Consider the following 15,284-nt stretch of genomic DNA (forward strand, 5'->3'; position numbering starts at 1 on the left):
AAGTCCTGAGGCAAACACACGTTTACCTCAGGATTTTATATGTTGTTGGAGCAAGTAGTTAATGCAAGTATTACGTCCTATTACTGTCAATGATTTTGCAGCACTTAAAGAGATTGCCATTGAGTCTGGCCATGGCTTTACCTCTTTACCTGTCGATGATGGGCAACTACAAGAAAAAATTGATCGTGCGCAAAACAGTTTTACTAAAAACGTAGATAAGCCCATCGACGAAAGCTATCTATTTGTTTTAGAAGACAGTGAAACCGGAAAGGTAATTGGTACTACCGCCATTGAAGCGGCCGTCGGGTTATCTGTACCTTTGTATCATTATCATCTAGGTAAAACCGTTCATCACTCACCTACCTTAAACGTTTACAATACCGTAGATATTTTGAGTATGTGTAATGACTACACTGGCTGCTCAGAAATATGTACTTTATTTTTACGTGAAGACAGTAGAAAAGGCCTGACGGGACGTTTTTTATCACGTTCACGTTTTTTATTTATGGCGCAACACAGTGAGCGCTTTGCCGACACAGTAATTGCTGAAATGCGTGGTGTTAGCGACGAAGACGGTCACTCGCCATTTTGGCAATGGTTACAGGAACACTTTTTTAGCATTGAATTCCCACAAGCCGACCATTTAGTGGGGTTAGGCGATAAAGTGTTTATTAGCGAACTCATGCCTAAATACCCTATCTATGTGAATTTGCTGAGCAAAAAAGCACAAGCGGTGATTGGCCATGTGCATGATAAAACCAAACCAGCACTTAAACTGCTTGAAAAAGAAGGATTTGAACACCGCGGATATGTTGATTTATTTGACGCAGGCCCCACTGTAGAAGCAAAACTCGGTAATATTCGCAGTATTCGTGATTCACAGGTGTGCCCTATTACTATTGGCGAGCTTGAACATATTAATGAGCAAAGCTCAGACACCCTTGCTATTTGTAATCAAGGGGTTAGTGACTTTAGAGCCACGTTCACTAAACATGCTCATTACAATCAGGCAAAGCACACCTTAATCATCAGCCAAGAAGTAGCTGATGCACTTCATTTAAAACAAGGAGATGCAGCGCGATTTTTCCGCCTGTAACATTATTTATGAACACACAACTAATTAATAATCAATGGCTTGTAGGCAAAGGCCCAGCGTTTGATTCTATTAACCCAAGTAATGGTGAAATTGTATGGCAAGGTAATGGCGCCAACGCAGAGCAAGTTGACAGTGCCATTAAAGCGGCAAGAGCCGCGCAAGTTCAATGGGCAGATATGCCAATTGAGCAACGTATTACTATTTTAGAAAACTTCGTAGCCCAACTAAAAGAACACAGCGAAGAGTTAGCCACTATTATTGCTCGTGAAACAGGTAAACCGCTATGGGAAACACGCACAGAAGTGGGCGCGATGACAGGCAAAGTGGCCATTTCGATCCGTGCTTACAATGAACGTACTGGTACAACCGAAAACCCAATGCCTGGTGCAAAAGCCTTTATTCGCCACAAACCTCACGGTGTGGTCGCTATTTTTGGTCCGTATAATTTCCCTGGGCATTTACCAAACGGCCATATTGTACCAGCCATACTAGCCGGTAATACCGTGGTATTTAAACCATCAGAATTAACACCTCATGTAGCGCAGTTTACCTTAGAACTATGGTTAAAAGCAGGCTTACCTGCTGGGGTTATAAACCTTGTTCAAGGTGAGTTAGAAACAGGTAAAGCGCTGGCCTCACACCAAGATATAGATGGCCTATTTTTTACTGGTAGCTCAAACACAGGGCATTTATTACATAAACAATTTGCTGGCCACCCAGGTAAAATTTTAGCGCTTGAAATGGGCGGTAATAACCCGCTAGTGGTTAAAGATGTTGCTGATGTTAGCGCCGCCGTGCACGATATTATTCAATCGGGTTTTATCACCTCAGGCCAACGCTGTACTTGTGCACGCCGTTTGTTTATTGAAAAGTCGCCCAATGGCGATGCTATTTTAGAAAAGCTGATTAGCGCCACCAAAAATATCTTAGTAGACGATAGCTTTGCGGACGAACAACCTTTTATGGGTGCCATGATCAGTGAAAAAGCCGCATTAGGCATGGTGGCAGCGCAAGCTGAGCTAGTTAAACAAGGTGCTGAGATTCTTGTTGAGCTTAAGCAGTTAAAATCAGGCACTGGGTTTGTAAGCCCAGGCATTATTGATGTCACTAATATAAGCGAAATTGCCGATGAAGAACACTTTGGCCCGCTTATAAAAGTATATCGTTACACTGATTTCAATAGCGCTATAACAGAAGCAAACAACACCAGCTTTGGTTTATCTGCTGGTTTACTTGCTGATAGCGAAGATGATTACAGTCACTTTTTAAAACGTATTCGTGCCGGCATTGTTAACTGGAACCGCCCTATTACAGGCGCATCAAGCGCAGCGCCATTTGGTGGTATAGGTGCCAGTGGCAACCACAGAGCCAGTGCGTACTACGCTGCAGATTACTGCGCATACCCAGTGGCCTCAGTAGAGTCAGAAAAAGTTAACTTACCGCAAACCCTCGCGCCGGGCTTAATAATTGAATAACAATTTAAACAGATTTAAGGATTTACCATGCATACTGATGTAAACACATTATTTGATAACCTGTGGCAAAACTACCTAAGCGTAACGCCATCGGCTGACAAAATTCATGACCTATTAGGCTCAACGCAAAAAGACGATATAATCAACGACCATATTGCGCTGCGTACCTTTAATATTGAAAAAGTAGGCCTTGAAAAACTGGCAGCGCACTTTTTAGCAATTGGTTATAAAGAATGTGGTGAGTACCATTTTGAAGCAAAAAAACTCTACGCTAAGCATTACGAGCACAGCGATCCAACGCAACCTAAAGTGTTTATCTCTGAGTTATTAGTTGAAAAATGTTCACCTGAACTACAAGCAATTGTCACTGATATGGTTTCACAAATTGACGAAAGCGCAGTGACTGCCGATAACTTTTTATATTCAGGTACACATTGGCAAGTAAGCACCGATACATACAAAAAGCTATTAGCAGAGAGCGAATATGCGGCGTGGATGTCTGCGTGGGGTTATCGTGCCAATCACTTCACCGTGAACATTAATACTTTGGCTAAGTTTGATAACATCCATGATGTAAACCAAGCTCTTAAAGATGCAGGTTTTGCACTCAATACCTCAGGAGGTGAAGTAAAAGGCTCACCAGAGGTGCTATTAGAGCAATCATCAACATTAGCTGATGAATACGCTGTAACCTTTAGCGATGGCGATATGCGCATTCCTAGCTGTTTTTACGAGTTTGCTATTCGTTATCCAAAACCTGATGGTGAAATTTACACCGGTTTTGTCGCTGCCTCTGCAGACAAAATATTTGAAAGCACCAACGCACGATAACCAAAGTGTGTTGAATTTAAAAAGCCCACTTTTGGGCTTTTTTTGTGCCTAATGAATGGTTTAAAACAATTTTATATATCGATAAAACGATAAATAAAAATGAGAACAATCAATTGATCCCTTATGGGCATGCAGGCTTATGTGTGTAAACTTAAACGCAGTTGCTTATTCCAACTGCGTTTTTTGCTAAAAAAAGTAGCCGCCCTTCCTCTTTAATATTATAAAAACAACGGCTTATAGTCGTTTTCTAGTTGTTCGAATGACAAATCGCCAATAAATCGACCAAAGCTGAGCCACGTAGCAAGGCCTCTTAAATCTTTAAAATGAGGCGGCACAAATTGCGGATTTTCAATGACACCTAAGTCATGCAATTGCGATATTAATCTAAAGTCATCAATTGATATTTTACCCACCAGCAATAATGGCAACTGATCAATTCGACCAAGCTGTATCGCCACCCTAATTAAGTTGTAAACTAAAACAAAGCCTTTTATGTAAGCAATATCTTTGGTAAAGGGTAAGCCGGTTGCGGTACTGCCTCTAAAAACGCGCTGTGCAAGGGTATAGCTGTCGTCTTTTGATAAACCTTGAGCAACGTAATCTCGGTAAATATCGATAAACTCAGCGCCATCAATTACTTTCGTCACCGCTTGAATACGGTTTACTAATTTTGATAAGCGACGTGGTGTTGACTTAAGAGTAATAATTTCCGTCAGTACTGCAAGCCCCTCTTGGGTCACCGTAGAGCTTGGTGTGCCTTTACTCAAGCAAGTTAAATAAGGTTGCGCTAAGCCATTTTGAGTGGTGCCTACATGGATCCAGCCCTCGTGCACCTCTAAAATATCTAATTCGCGCTGAGAAAACTTAACATCTTGATTGAGCTTAATATTATTAGCACCTGCTGCCGCATCGCTGACAATACCATCACTTAGCATCACTTCTACGTTTATTCCCGGCATGCTGGCATTGACCTGTTCAGATAAAATCCGCACCGCGTCGCTGGCATCAATATTTTTAGGATCTTCAGGCAAAATATCCGCTGCAAGTAAATTTTTTAAAGGCTGTTCGAGCATATTAGCCAGTTCTGATAGCGATGGCTCACCGGCATGAAACAAATCTTTAGGATGACCAAATAGCTCCACTGATAAGTCATGAAACTCTGGCGTACCGCGGTATTCAAGCATACTCAGAACCGTTTTATATTCGGTACACATTTTACCCATATATTGTGCAATTGGGTTTAATTGTCCCAACTGGTTAATAATATTGCGGTGCAGTGTTGAAAATGCTTGGCGCAACTCGCTAGGAACAAATCCTAAATCGCGCTGTTGATAATAAGCACGATCAATAAGTGGATTTTTTTGACATTTTTGTCTAAAAAATTCCTCTTTAATTTGTTTATCCCAATTTATTGCATCGAGTATTCTAATGGGTGTTTGCAATGCAATGAGTTGGTCGGATAATTCACGAGTTTTCAAAAGTAACGCTTTGTCTATCATGGTAAAAGCTCAACAAAAAGTGAACTTTGAGCATAATTTATAAATGAAAAATAACAAAGCAATATCATACTTTTTAGACTATTGTTTTTATGCTGATCGACCCTCACTTCTATAGCGTATGAGTGATTAAATAAAAGGGACAAACAATGAAAAATGAAATCGACAATAAACAGATTCTAGCGGTTTACGAACGCATTCAACAACGCGGAGAAGTCACAGAAGAAGGTAAATTTTATCAAGGGATCACTGCATATTCTGACATAGATGGCTATACCGTCTATTTACAAGGTAGTGGTGTTTTACTTCGCTTTGGGTTTCATAATACTTATCACCTTGATTATGAACATGACAAACACAAAGACGACTTTTTGAAAAAACTTTACAACATAGCTAATGAACAGTGATGCGATCAACAAATAGAAGAAACAGACCAACCAGTTCGCGCAATTTGCAGTTTATTAATCAAGTTATTGCGCAATTAAAAGCAGAGCCTGAAAAACTGCAACTCATCAAAAACAACCTTGCTTATTACCGTGCGCAAACGCATTTAAAACGTGGATTTTTACTTGCAATAGAACGTTTTGATTGGGTATTTGAAGCGACCGATAATATTGATGAAATTTGCGACCAAATTATGGCTGACGATTATATTGGCAACCGTTTAAGACGTTATCCTTTGTTATTTAAAGGCGTTGTTGAAACCTAAACAGCGTCTTTATTTATCTCTTCACTAAGTTAACATTTCTGTAAATTAATCTCATATTTCACTTCCTGAATCTTTTTTCTTGGATCTTCCGACAAACTCGCCTTACCACTTTTTAAAGTAACCTGCCCACAAAAAATACAATTAGTACTCTAATAGTTATCACACTAATAAATAAATCATTAAAAGTTTCACCAATCATGTAAACAAATAATTACACCGCAAAATTCAATCAAAAAAACACACGTAACAAATTGTTATTAAATGATATTTTAAAAAAATCCAGCTTGTTAATATAACTTCATTTTAGACTTATTTTATTAATTATTTATCCACATTTCAGACAATCACCATTTGCACGAACCTTGAATTGTTAGAGCTATTACCTTAAGCTTATCTTTATTGAACGATCAATTAATAAAAATTATGCCTAAAGTTGGAATGGAACCTGTAAGGCGTCAGCAGCTAATTGACGCAACAATAGAGTCAGTTGCGCAAAAAGGGTTACAAGCAACCACAATTAATAGTATTAGCAAAAATGCGGGGATGTCCTCTGGCATAATTAGCCATTATTTTGGTGGGAAACAGGGGCTAATTGAAGCAACTGTGCGTTACTTACTGTCTAACTTGAAAGATGATTTGATCAGCAAAGTAGATGAAAAGACTACGCCAACTCAAAGGTTAATGTTTATTGTTGAATCAAACTTTGCGCTAGTACAACAACGAAAAGACACCACTCGGACGTGGTTAAGTTTTTGGGCGCAATCAATGCACGACAAGGAACTTCATCGTTTACAAAATGTAAACAGCAAACGCTTGCAAAGCAATTTAACCGTTTCATTTAAGCAATTAATGCCTTTAGCGCAAGCAAATCTCGCGGCAGAGTTAACCGCAGCAATGATTGATGGTTTATGGCTACGAGCCGTATTAAGCCAATCAGACGAAAATCAGTTTAAACACAGTGAATCACTGGCTAAAAACTACGTACATTCACTTATCAAGCAATATGGAGCCTAACGTGACTACACCTATCTATCAAAACTTTATCAACGGTCAATTCCTTGCAAACAAAAGCGGCGAAACATTTGATGTAGTAAACCCTGCAACCGGCCAAGTAATTTATGCCGTTGAAGTTGCCGATGAATACGTTCAAAACGCAGCAATTGAAAGTGCAAAACAAGGCTTTAAAGTTTGGTCAGCCATGACCCCTATTGAGCGCAGCCGTATTTTATTAAACGCCGTTGCTATTTTACGCAAGCGTAATGATGAGCTTGCACTAGTTGAAGTGCTCGATACCGGTAAACCAATGCAAGAAGCTAACTGCGTAGATGTTGAAACAGGTGCAGATGTAATTGAATATTTTGCAGGCCTTGCCCCTGCGCAAGTTGGTCAACAACAAATGGTTGGCGATGACTTTTACTACACACGCAAAGAGCCTTTAGGTATTTGTGCTGGTATTGGTGCATGGAACTACCCATTACAAATTGCATGTTGGAAGTCTGGCCCTGCCCTTGCAGCGGGTAATGCATTTATTTTTAAACCTTCAGAAGAAACCCCGCTTGGCGCAATTAAATTAGCCGAGGTGTTTATTGAAGCAGGTGTACCCGCTGGCGTATTCAATGTAGTTCAAGGCGCGAGTGAGGTAGGCCAATGGCTTACTGCACACCAAGATATTGAAAAAGTATCATTTACTGGTGAAGTAGGTACCGGTAAAAAAGTCGTCGCCAGTGCTGCAGGTACATTAAAAGATGTGACTATGGAACTAGGTGGTAAATCGCCGTTACTTGTCTTTGACGATGCCAATATAGAGCAAGCAGTAAGCGCGGCAATGTTAGGGAACTTTTATACCCAAGGTGAAATTTGTACTAATTGCACTCGTATCTATGTTCACAAAAATGTGTACCAGCAGTTTATTGATGAGCTTAAAACACGCACCGAAAACAATATTATTGCCGGCGATCCACAAGATTTAAACACTAACTTTGGCGCGCTTATTTCTAAAAAGCATCAAGATTTAGTGCTGAGCTACATCAACAAAGGCATTGAAGAAGGGGCAACGCTATTAACCGGTGGCTCAACGCTTTCACCAGCCTCAGCGCCAAATGGTTATTTTGTAGCGCCAACCGTATTTGTTGATTGCAACGATGAAATGACCATCGTCAAAGAAGAAATTTTTGGCCCAGTAATGAGCGTTTTAGTGTTTGATGACGAAGATGATGTTATTGCACGTGCTAACGGCACTCACTTAGGTTTAGCTGCAGGCGTTTTCACTAGCGATATTAAACGTGCTCATCGCGTTATTCATCAGCTACAAGCGGGGATTTGTTGGATCAATGCTTACGGTAACTCGCCGGCAGAAATGCCTGTAGGTGGCTATAAGCAATCAGGTATCGGCCGCGAAAACGGCATACAAACGCTTGATCATTACACGCAAACTAAGTCTGTTTATGTTGGTATGGCTGACATAGAAAGCCCATTTTAAGGAATCATTATGAACCACTCTTTTGATTATATTATTGTAGGCGCAGGGTCGGCAGGCTGTGTGTTAGCAAATCGCTTGTCTGAAGATTCAAGTAACAAGGTATTGTTACTTGAAACCGGCGGCAGCGATAAAAGCATCTTTATTAAAATGCCCACTGCTCTGTCGATTCCAATGAATACCGATAAGTATGCGTGGCAATTTCATACGCAGCCAGAAAAGTACTTAGATAACCGTGAAATGCACTGCCCACGCGGTAAAGTGCTTGGCGGCTCATCATCTATTAATGGCATGGTGTATGTACGTGGTCATGCAAAAGATTTTGATGAATGGCAGCAACATGGCGCTAATGGCTGGAATTATCAAGCCTGTTTACCGTATTTTAAAAAAGCAGAAAGTTTTTACCTAGGTGAAAACAGCCATCGTGGTGGAAAAGGCCCCCTTGGCGTTAATAACGGTAATAACATGGAAAACCCTTTGTATAGCGCCTTTATTGATGCTGGTGCTCAAGCGGGTTATGCCACTACAGCTGATTATAATAGTGCTCAACAAGAAGGCTTTGGCCCTATGCACATGACCGTTAAAAACGGTGTGCGCAGCTCAGCCTCTCGTGAATATTTAGATCCGATTAAACATCGCAGTAACCTAACAATTGTAACCGATGCACTTGCGCAGCGCGTTATTTTAGACGGTAAAAAAGCAACCGGTGTTGAATACAAGCTCAATGGCACAGTTAAAACAGCCACAGCAAGTAAAGAGGTTATTTTAAGTGCGGGCTCTATCGGTTCTCCTCACCTGTTACAACTGTCCGGTATTGGTGATACACAAATACTTGAAAAAGCAGGTGTTGAAGTAAAACATCACCTACCAGGTGTTGGTCAAAACTTGCAAGACCATTTAGAGTTTTACTTTCAATATAAGTGTAAACAACCCATTACCTTAAACGGTAAATTAGGCTTGTTTTCTAAAGGTTTAATTGGTGCAAAATGGCTGCTTACCCGTAAAGGTTTAGGCTCAACTAATCACTTTGAATCATGTGCCTTTATTCGCTCAAAACCTGGTGTTGAATGGCCTGATATTCAGTATCACTTTTTACCCGCAGCAATGCGTTATGATGGACGCAGTGCATTTGCAGGGCATGGTTTTCAAGTGCATGTAGGTCATAACAAACCTAAAAGTCGTGGTAGCGTCACCATTGCCTCAGCGGATCCGACGCAGCCACCAAAGATTGTGTTTAATTATCTTGAGCACCAAGACGACATTGAAGGCTTTAGGGCGTGCGTACGTTTAACGCGTGAAATTATTGAACAACCTGCCTTTGACGACTTTCGTGGTGAAGAAATTCAACCAGGGCAACAAGTTCAAACGGATGAGCAAATTGATGCCTTTGTACGCAAAGCAGTGGAAAGTGCTTACCACCCTTCTTGCTCTTGTAAAATGGGTGAAGACGACATGGCTGTAGTTAACTCAAATACCCAAGTGCATGGCATGCAAAGCTTGCGTGTAGTTGACTCGTCGATTTTTCCAACCATACCTAATGGTAATTTAAATGCGCCTACCATTATGGTGGCCGAAAAAGCCGCTGATATTATTTTAGGTAATAAGCCTTTAGCTCATACAGGAGTTGATGTTGTGAATGCCACTGATTGGCAAACTTCACAACGAAATAAAACCCTTTAATTTAGCCTGCCATAAAGGCCACTCTTTTAAGCAAAATGCTTTAAGGAGTGCCTTTATGCGCCTTGCAGTGGCTCACAAGCATAAATAGGTTATGCCTGTGTTAATGCAAGCACAATAAAAACGGAGTATATATGTGTTATTTTTATTCATTCTGGGAGGGCGATAATGACTATTTGGCTTAATGCAGGCATTATTTTCACCTTACTTGCCATTGTTACTATTTTAATAAAATGGGGTAATGTACGTGTAGTAGGCGTCACACCAGTGAGAACATTCACTTTTATAGCAATCCTGTTTACCTCAGGCCTAGACGTTGGCCTTATTATGTTTCCTTTAACCGAATTTGCCGGTTATGCAGACATAAAAGCAAGCCCAGAATATGCATTTGCCAACCCACTCTCTATTGAGTTTGGTTATTGGGGATTTTTAATTTGGGGATTTTATTTTCTTACGTGCTTTTATTTCTGTGTAATAGAACCCAAAGTGAAATTTTTTGAAATTCCATGGGTTAAGTTTATAAATAATGTCGTTATTATTGGTACCTGTGCGTTTACCGCTTACTTATTACTGAGTAACTTGCCGTGGTATTTACCTGAACTCGGTGATGGCTCAAATGTTATTCCTGCGTTTTACTTAATCGTGCTTGCCGCTATTTGCTTTGCGGTGTATTCAAGTACCGATATTAAATATGTACGCTTTTTAAGTATTGCAACTACTTGGTTGTTTATAGCCCTAATTGGCTTTATGTGGGCTGATGCCTTCTTATTTGGCGACAGTGAACTCTCTGCATTTACTAAAAACATCGGATTAATTGGTAATTACTTTGCCAACATCAATGAGTTTGTATTACCACTTAATGATTACCATGAGTTTTACTTATTTTGGTGGTTTGCGTGGAGTATTATGATTGGTCAATTTACATCGCGTTTTGTGGGCGGTTTAAAAACATACCAAGTACTGGGCGCTATGTTAATTTTCCCGTCAATTCCAATCGCTATCTGGTTTAGTGTGTTATATCACTATCACGAAGCCGGCATTCCAACTTCAGGTATTAAAAACTTTGCCATGGTGTTTGTAGGTATCGTGTTTGTTATCAACTCGCTCGATTCACTGATCCGTTTATACACAGATAATTTAAACTTAACTGTAAAACGCCTTGGTAAACTTAAGTACATTGCCATGAACGTTGTCGCTTTGTCGCTACTAACATTGCTATTTAAGCTTGAGTTTTTACAAATTCAATGGGTTGGTGCTTTAGTTATAGGGTTATTCTTTATTTGTATTGGTTTTATTGCCTACAGCAAACTTAAAACAGTCAGCAATATCGAAGGATCGCCTAAAGCGAATAAAATTGATTACACAAAAATAGAAACAATCAGCTAGGAAATCACATGAACAATAAATTAAAACACCTTTTTATCGCTTTACCATTAACTGTTTTATCAACAACAGCAGCGGCTAACTGGTCAACAACGATTACGGCTGCATCTGATTACACCTTTAATGGTGTAACTCAAACAGATAACGATCCTGCGCTACAAGCAAGCCTTGATTACGCGTATGATAACGGTGTTTATGCCGGTGTATGGGCATCAAACGTAGATTTTGGTGATGAAACCGACTTTGAACTAGATGCATACGTAGGCCGATACATTCAGTTAAACGAACAAGTAAGCCTTGATTACGGTATTGCTTATTACACTTACCAAGGTAATAACAGCGATGGTAACTACGCAGAAGCGTATACTAAATTTGGTTACGCCAGTGACTACGGCCAAACAGAGCTTAACTTTTGGTACAGCTGGGATTACTTTGGCTACGATACTGGCCATGTGATTTCGATGATTGCGCACACTTTCGAGCTTGCGCCAAATCATGCGATTCGTGCCAGCTTTGATATTTCAAACTCACTCGATGGCAATAAGTTCCAATGGGATGAAGCTAAGGGCGACAAATCGTATTATCACTACCGCTTAGCGTACCAAACAAGCTATGAAGGGTTTGGTATTGAAGTAGCAGCTGAGAATACCAGCTTGGACTACGATTACGCCGATGAGCGAATTGTACTTGCTATCTCACGTACTTTTGACTTGTAATAACTAGGTTTACCATTTATTAAAACAAAAAACACGCTATCCAGTAGCGTGTTTTTTATTGCCTAGCAAAACCTTGCTTTCATAATGTTTATAACCTTATAACTGCCACGCGTAACTGACTTTAGTACAGAAAGTACGTTGGTCACGCTCAATGCTTTTTAACGAGTCACCCTGATAACCTTTATCTGAATAACCTAAATAAAATAACGTTTGTGCGTTAATTTTGTATGAGTAAACCAGCTGACTTCCATAATCTTTGTTGATTTCGCTAACCTGATAAAAATAAGCATCTTCATTTCTGTCTATATCTTCAAACTGTAAAATCAGCTTAAGCATAGCGCGCATACTAAACTTATAATAAAGCCTAAAATCAATAAGGTTTGCGGTAAAAACACGTCGCCCTTGGTAATCATCTAGATGACTATAGTTGTGTCAAACATCCATCTGCCAATGATTATTAATATCCCAAACAGCCTGCGGTTGTGTAGTTAAAACATCACCTAACTGCTCATTAGTGTAATCTATACGGCTTACGTATTCGGCGTAAAACGATAATCTTAGATCTTTTATAGGTCTAAAAGCGGCAAGTTATTGGTATCAGCATTCGCGATTTGATAATTAAGCGTATCTGACTGATTAAACCATAGCTGCCATCAACCGATAGCACCGTATTATGGTAGTCACTACTTTCTCTATGTGTAGAAGTGACACCAATAGTACCTTGTTGGCCAATATCATATTGATATCGCGCCACCGCCGCTTTGGTTTTATCATTTAGGTTGGCAAAGCCCGAGCCTTGGTTAGTTGGCAATAAAATATTACCGTTATCGTCATCTGCAAACATTAGCGCATAACTGTGGCTGTCGGTTTTACCGGTGAGCTTGGCGCCAATAGTAGGCTCAGCTATGGTATGGGAATAAAGCAGTTCAAATAAGTTACTTTTAAAGTAAGATGCGCCATCTAAGAAAAACGGGCGTTTTTCAGCGTAATAAATAGAATATGTGGTGTTTACATCCAGTTCTAACGAATCGGTTTCTACCTGAGAAAAGTCAGGGTTTATGGTGGCATTAATTACGGCATCTTTAGTAATACCCCAACGAAGATCAAGCCCTAATTCAGTGTCTACATCGCCATTATCCCACGCACCCAGGTACTTATGTTTTTTGATCGTTTCTTAATGCGGTTAATGTTGGCGTTAATTGCAGGTTTTTACTCGGTGCTAAATTATTAAATCCGCTTATTATGTCAAACTGACACAACGAAGTAGAATGATTATGTGTCGAGAAGTTTTAATTTATTAGCCACACCATTCCAGCTATCGGCATCTTCCGGGGCGGGTTTAACTTGGGTGATGCGTGGCCATATTTCTGCTAGCTCCGCATTTAATTGGGTAAACTCTTTTTGCGATTCAGGTAATTCATCTTCTTGAAAAATAGCATCAGCGGCACACTCAGGTACGCATAAACCACAGTCAATACAGTCAATAGGGCTAATAGCCAAAAAATTAGGGCCTTCAAAAAATGCATCTGCAGGGCATACTGATACGCAATCAGTGTACTTACATTTTATACAGTTTTCGGTGACTACAAACGCCATAATGGTTTAATACCTAATGTTTCACAATAACAGCTGCGGATCATACCCAACCCTTACCAAAACACAATAAATAAGTGCCAAAAGTGGGCAATTTAACGTAACATATGTCGCTTATAAATCAGCGCTTTGTGCCCCCCCTTATTGTGAGCGGAATTTAATCCCCGCTATGACACCTAAAGAGATATTAATGATACGTTTAACCGAAATAAAGCTGCCGCTTGACCATGACGAAAATGCCATAGGCCAAGCCATCATCAATAAATTAAATATAAGCCCAGAGCAGCTACACAGCTACAATGTGTTTAAACGCGGTTACGATGCACGTAAAAAAAGCGCTATTTTACTGATTTACACGCTTGATGTTGAAGTGGATAACGAAGCACAACTGTTAACCTCGTTTGAAAAAGACCAACACGTTAAAGTCTCCCCTGACACCAACTACAAATTTGTAGCGCACGCCAATAGCAGTATTAAAGAACGCCCTGTGGTAATTGGCTTTGGCCCTTGTGGCTTATTTGCCGGTTTAGTGTTGGCACAAATGGGCTTTAACCCAATTATTTTAGAGCGCGGTAAAGAAGTGCGTGAGCGCACCAAAGACACCTTTGGCTTTTGGCGTAAAAAGGCCCTTAATACAGAATCAAACGTACAGTTTGGTGAAGGTGGCGCAGGCACGTTCTCAGACGGTAAGCTCTACAGCCAAGTAAAAGATCCAAAACATTATGGCCGTAAAGTCATTACTGAGTTTGTAGAGGCCGGCGCTCCTGAAGAAATTTTATACGTGAGTAAGCCGCATATTGGTACTTTTAAACTAGTAACCATGATTGAAAAAATGCGTGCCCGTATTATAGAACTTGGTGGAGAAATTCGTTTTAGCACCCGCGTTGACGATATTCATTTAGACAAAGGCCAAGTGACTGGGCTTACACTTTCTAATGGTGAACAGCTTGAAACTCGCCATGTGATATTAGCGGTTGGCCACAGTGCCCGCGATACGTTTAAAATGATCCACGATAAAGGCATTTATGTTGAAGCTAAACCCTTTTCAGTGGGCTTTAGAATAGAACATAAGCAATCAATGATTGATGAATGCCGCTTTGGCGATAATGCGGGTAACCCTATTTTAGGCTCAGCAGATTACAAATTAGTACACCATTGTAATAACGGCCGTACTGTATATAGCTTTTGTATGTGTCCTGGCGGCACGGTGGTTGCCGCTACATCTGAAGAAGGCCGAGTCGTCACCAATGGCATGAGCCAATATTCACGCAGTGAACGTAATGCTAACAGCGCTATTGTAGTGGGTATTTCGCCAGAAAAAGACTTCCCTGGGCATCCCCTAGCCGGCATTGATTTACAGCGTAAGCTAGAAGAGCAAGCCTATGAACTTGGTGGTAAAAACTACTATGCCCCAGCACAGCTGATTGGTGACTTTTTAAAAGGTAAATCATCGGCTAATTTAGGGGATGTACAGCCTTCGTATACACCAGGTATAAAACTGACTGATTTAAGCAACGTATTACCTCCTTTTGCCATTGAAGCCTTGCGTGAAGCAATTCCTGCCTTTAACAAACAAATTCGTGGTTTTTCAACCAAGGATGGCTTACTAACGGGTGTAGAAACGCGTACTTCATCACCTATCAGTATCAAGCGCGATAAAACTTTCCAAAGTATTAATACTAAAGGGCTTTACCCTGCAGGTGAAGGCGCAGGTTATGCAGGCGGTATTTTATCGGCGGGTATTGATGGCATTAAAGCCGCAGAGGCGGTTGCGTTATCGATGCTAGAAAACGCCTAACTCGATTTAATCGGCCTTTATCGAAAAACCTCAC

At 40.4% G+C, this 15,284-nt stretch carries 13 protein-coding genes and 1 pseudogene; 11 read left to right on the top strand and 3 right to left on the bottom strand.

Going from position 1 to position 15,284, the window contains the following annotated elements; genetic code table 11:
* Positions 1 to 61 precede the first annotated feature (61 nt).
* Genes astA through MTN96_RS29650 form a run of 3 tightly spaced genes read left to right on the top strand, consistent with a single transcriptional unit; the run spans position 62 to position 3,402 of the window.
* Positions 62 to 1,096 carry an arginine N-succinyltransferase gene (gene astA, locus MTN96_RS29640; protein ID WP_013463229.1) on the top strand — a complete coding sequence of 345 codons (1,035 nt, stop codon included), beginning with the start codon at positions 62 to 64 and terminating at the stop codon, positions 1,094 to 1,096.
* Positions 1,097 to 1,104: 8 nt separating this feature from the next.
* Complete coding sequence (gene astD / locus MTN96_RS29645; protein ID WP_138626924.1) at positions 1,105 to 2,571, top strand: succinylglutamate-semialdehyde dehydrogenase; 1,467 nt, start codon at positions 1,105 to 1,107, stop codon at positions 2,569 to 2,571.
* Between the two features lie 27 nt (positions 2,572 to 2,598).
* Positions 2,599 to 3,402, top strand: coding sequence for a DUF1338 domain-containing protein (locus MTN96_RS29650; RefSeq protein WP_036983952.1), 804 nt, complete (start codon positions 2,599 to 2,601; stop codon positions 3,400 to 3,402).
* A gap of 218 nt (positions 3,403 to 3,620) precedes the next feature.
* Here the strand turns inward: MTN96_RS29650 and MTN96_RS29655 are convergent, their stop codons facing one another.
* Positions 3,621 to 4,901, bottom strand: a complete 1,281-nt coding sequence (locus MTN96_RS29655) for a flavohemoglobin expression-modulating QEGLA motif protein (protein WP_064663025.1) — start codon at positions 4,899 to 4,901, stop codon at positions 3,621 to 3,623.
* Positions 4,902 to 5,047: 146 nt separating this feature from the next.
* On the opposite strand from MTN96_RS29655, the gene MTN96_RS29660 reads away from it, so the two are divergent.
* From MTN96_RS29660 to MTN96_RS29690, 7 genes are all read left to right on the top strand, one after another.
* A complete protein-coding gene (locus MTN96_RS29660) occupies positions 5,048 to 5,305 on the top strand; it encodes a DUF3081 domain-containing protein (RefSeq protein ID WP_248533760.1) in 258 nt (85 codons plus the stop codon).
* Positions 5,305 to 5,607, top strand: coding sequence for a hypothetical protein (locus MTN96_RS29665; RefSeq protein ID WP_024600891.1), 303 nt, complete (start codon positions 5,305 to 5,307; stop codon positions 5,605 to 5,607). The genes MTN96_RS29660 and MTN96_RS29665 overlap by 1 nt, the downstream gene beginning before the upstream one ends.
* 438 nt (positions 5,608 to 6,045) lie before the next feature.
* Entirely contained in the window at positions 6,046 to 6,621 is a 576-nt protein-coding gene (gene betI, locus MTN96_RS29670; protein ID WP_008111458.1) for a transcriptional regulator BetI, read from the top strand.
* 1 nt (position 6,622) lies between these two features.
* Positions 6,623 to 8,086, top strand: a complete 1,464-nt coding sequence (gene betB / locus MTN96_RS29675) for a betaine-aldehyde dehydrogenase (RefSeq protein WP_036984072.1) — start codon at positions 6,623 to 6,625, stop codon at positions 8,084 to 8,086.
* A gap of 9 nt (positions 8,087 to 8,095) precedes the next feature.
* On the top strand, positions 8,096 to 9,763 hold the full coding sequence (gene betA, locus MTN96_RS29680) for a choline dehydrogenase (protein WP_214552175.1): 1,668 nt from the start codon (positions 8,096 to 8,098) through the stop codon (positions 9,761 to 9,763).
* A 165-nt stretch (positions 9,764 to 9,928) separates the two neighbouring features.
* The gene (locus MTN96_RS29685) at positions 9,929 to 11,146 is read left to right on the top strand and encodes a BCCT family transporter (RefSeq protein WP_248533762.1); all 1,218 of its coding nucleotides are present in this window, start codon (positions 9,929 to 9,931) and stop codon (positions 11,144 to 11,146) included.
* Positions 11,147 to 11,154: 8 nt separating this feature from the next.
* A complete protein-coding gene (locus MTN96_RS29690) occupies positions 11,155 to 11,859 on the top strand; it encodes a TorF family putative porin (RefSeq protein WP_248533765.1) in 705 nt (234 codons plus the stop codon).
* A gap of 96 nt (positions 11,860 to 11,955) precedes the next feature.
* On the opposite strand, the pseudogene MTN96_RS29695 reads toward MTN96_RS29690, so the two are convergent.
* Positions 11,956 to 13,121: pseudogene (locus MTN96_RS29695) on the bottom strand (DUF5916 domain-containing protein); the annotation flags it as partial.
* A 10-nt stretch (positions 13,122 to 13,131) separates the two neighbouring features.
* A complete protein-coding gene (gene fdxA, locus MTN96_RS29700; RefSeq protein WP_008114035.1) occupies positions 13,132 to 13,455 on the bottom strand; it encodes a ferredoxin FdxA in 324 nt (107 codons plus the stop codon).
* Positions 13,456 to 13,642: 187 nt separating this feature from the next.
* Here fdxA and MTN96_RS29705 point away from each other — a divergent pair, with 187 nt between their 5' ends.
* The gene (locus tag MTN96_RS29705; RefSeq protein WP_248533767.1) at positions 13,643 to 15,250 is read left to right on the top strand and encodes an NAD(P)/FAD-dependent oxidoreductase; all 1,608 of its coding nucleotides are present in this window, start codon (positions 13,643 to 13,645) and stop codon (positions 15,248 to 15,250) included.
* Positions 15,251 to 15,284 lie beyond the last annotated feature (34 nt).

The sequence above is a fragment of the Pseudoalteromonas sp. 2CM28B genome, assembly GCF_023161935.1.

What these genes read in the sequence shown, in the direction of transcription:
- MTN96_RS29660 (WP_248533760.1), top strand. Translation starts at nt 5,048, where the DNA reads ATGAAAAATGAAATCGACAATAAACAGATTCTAGCGGTTTACGAACGC.
- MTN96_RS29690 (WP_248533765.1), top strand. Translation starts at nt 11,155, where the DNA reads ATGAACAATAAATTAAAACACCTTTTTATCGCTTTACCATTAACTGTT.
- astD (WP_138626924.1), top strand. Translation starts at nt 1,105, where the DNA reads ATGAACACACAACTAATTAATAATCAATGGCTTGTAGGCAAAGGCCCA.
- betI (WP_008111458.1), top strand. Translation starts at nt 6,046, where the DNA reads ATGGAACCTGTAAGGCGTCAGCAGCTAATTGACGCAACAATAGAGTCA.
- MTN96_RS29655 (WP_064663025.1), bottom strand. Translation starts at nt 4,901, where the DNA reads ATGATAGACAAAGCGTTACTTTTGAAAACTCGTGAATTATCCGACCAA.
- betA (WP_214552175.1), top strand. Translation starts at nt 8,096, where the DNA reads ATGAACCACTCTTTTGATTATATTATTGTAGGCGCAGGGTCGGCAGGC.
- fdxA (WP_008114035.1), bottom strand. Translation starts at nt 13,455, where the DNA reads ATGGCGTTTGTAGTCACCGAAAACTGTATAAAATGTAAGTACACTGAT.
- MTN96_RS29650 (WP_036983952.1), top strand. Translation starts at nt 2,599, where the DNA reads ATGCATACTGATGTAAACACATTATTTGATAACCTGTGGCAAAACTAC.
- MTN96_RS29705 (WP_248533767.1), top strand. Translation starts at nt 13,643, where the DNA reads ATGATACGTTTAACCGAAATAAAGCTGCCGCTTGACCATGACGAAAAT.
- MTN96_RS29665 (WP_024600891.1), top strand. Translation starts at nt 5,305, where the DNA reads ATGCGATCAACAAATAGAAGAAACAGACCAACCAGTTCGCGCAATTTG.
- astA (WP_013463229.1), top strand. Translation starts at nt 62, where the DNA reads ATGCAAGTATTACGTCCTATTACTGTCAATGATTTTGCAGCACTTAAA.
- MTN96_RS29685 (WP_248533762.1), top strand. Translation starts at nt 9,929, where the DNA reads ATGACTATTTGGCTTAATGCAGGCATTATTTTCACCTTACTTGCCATT.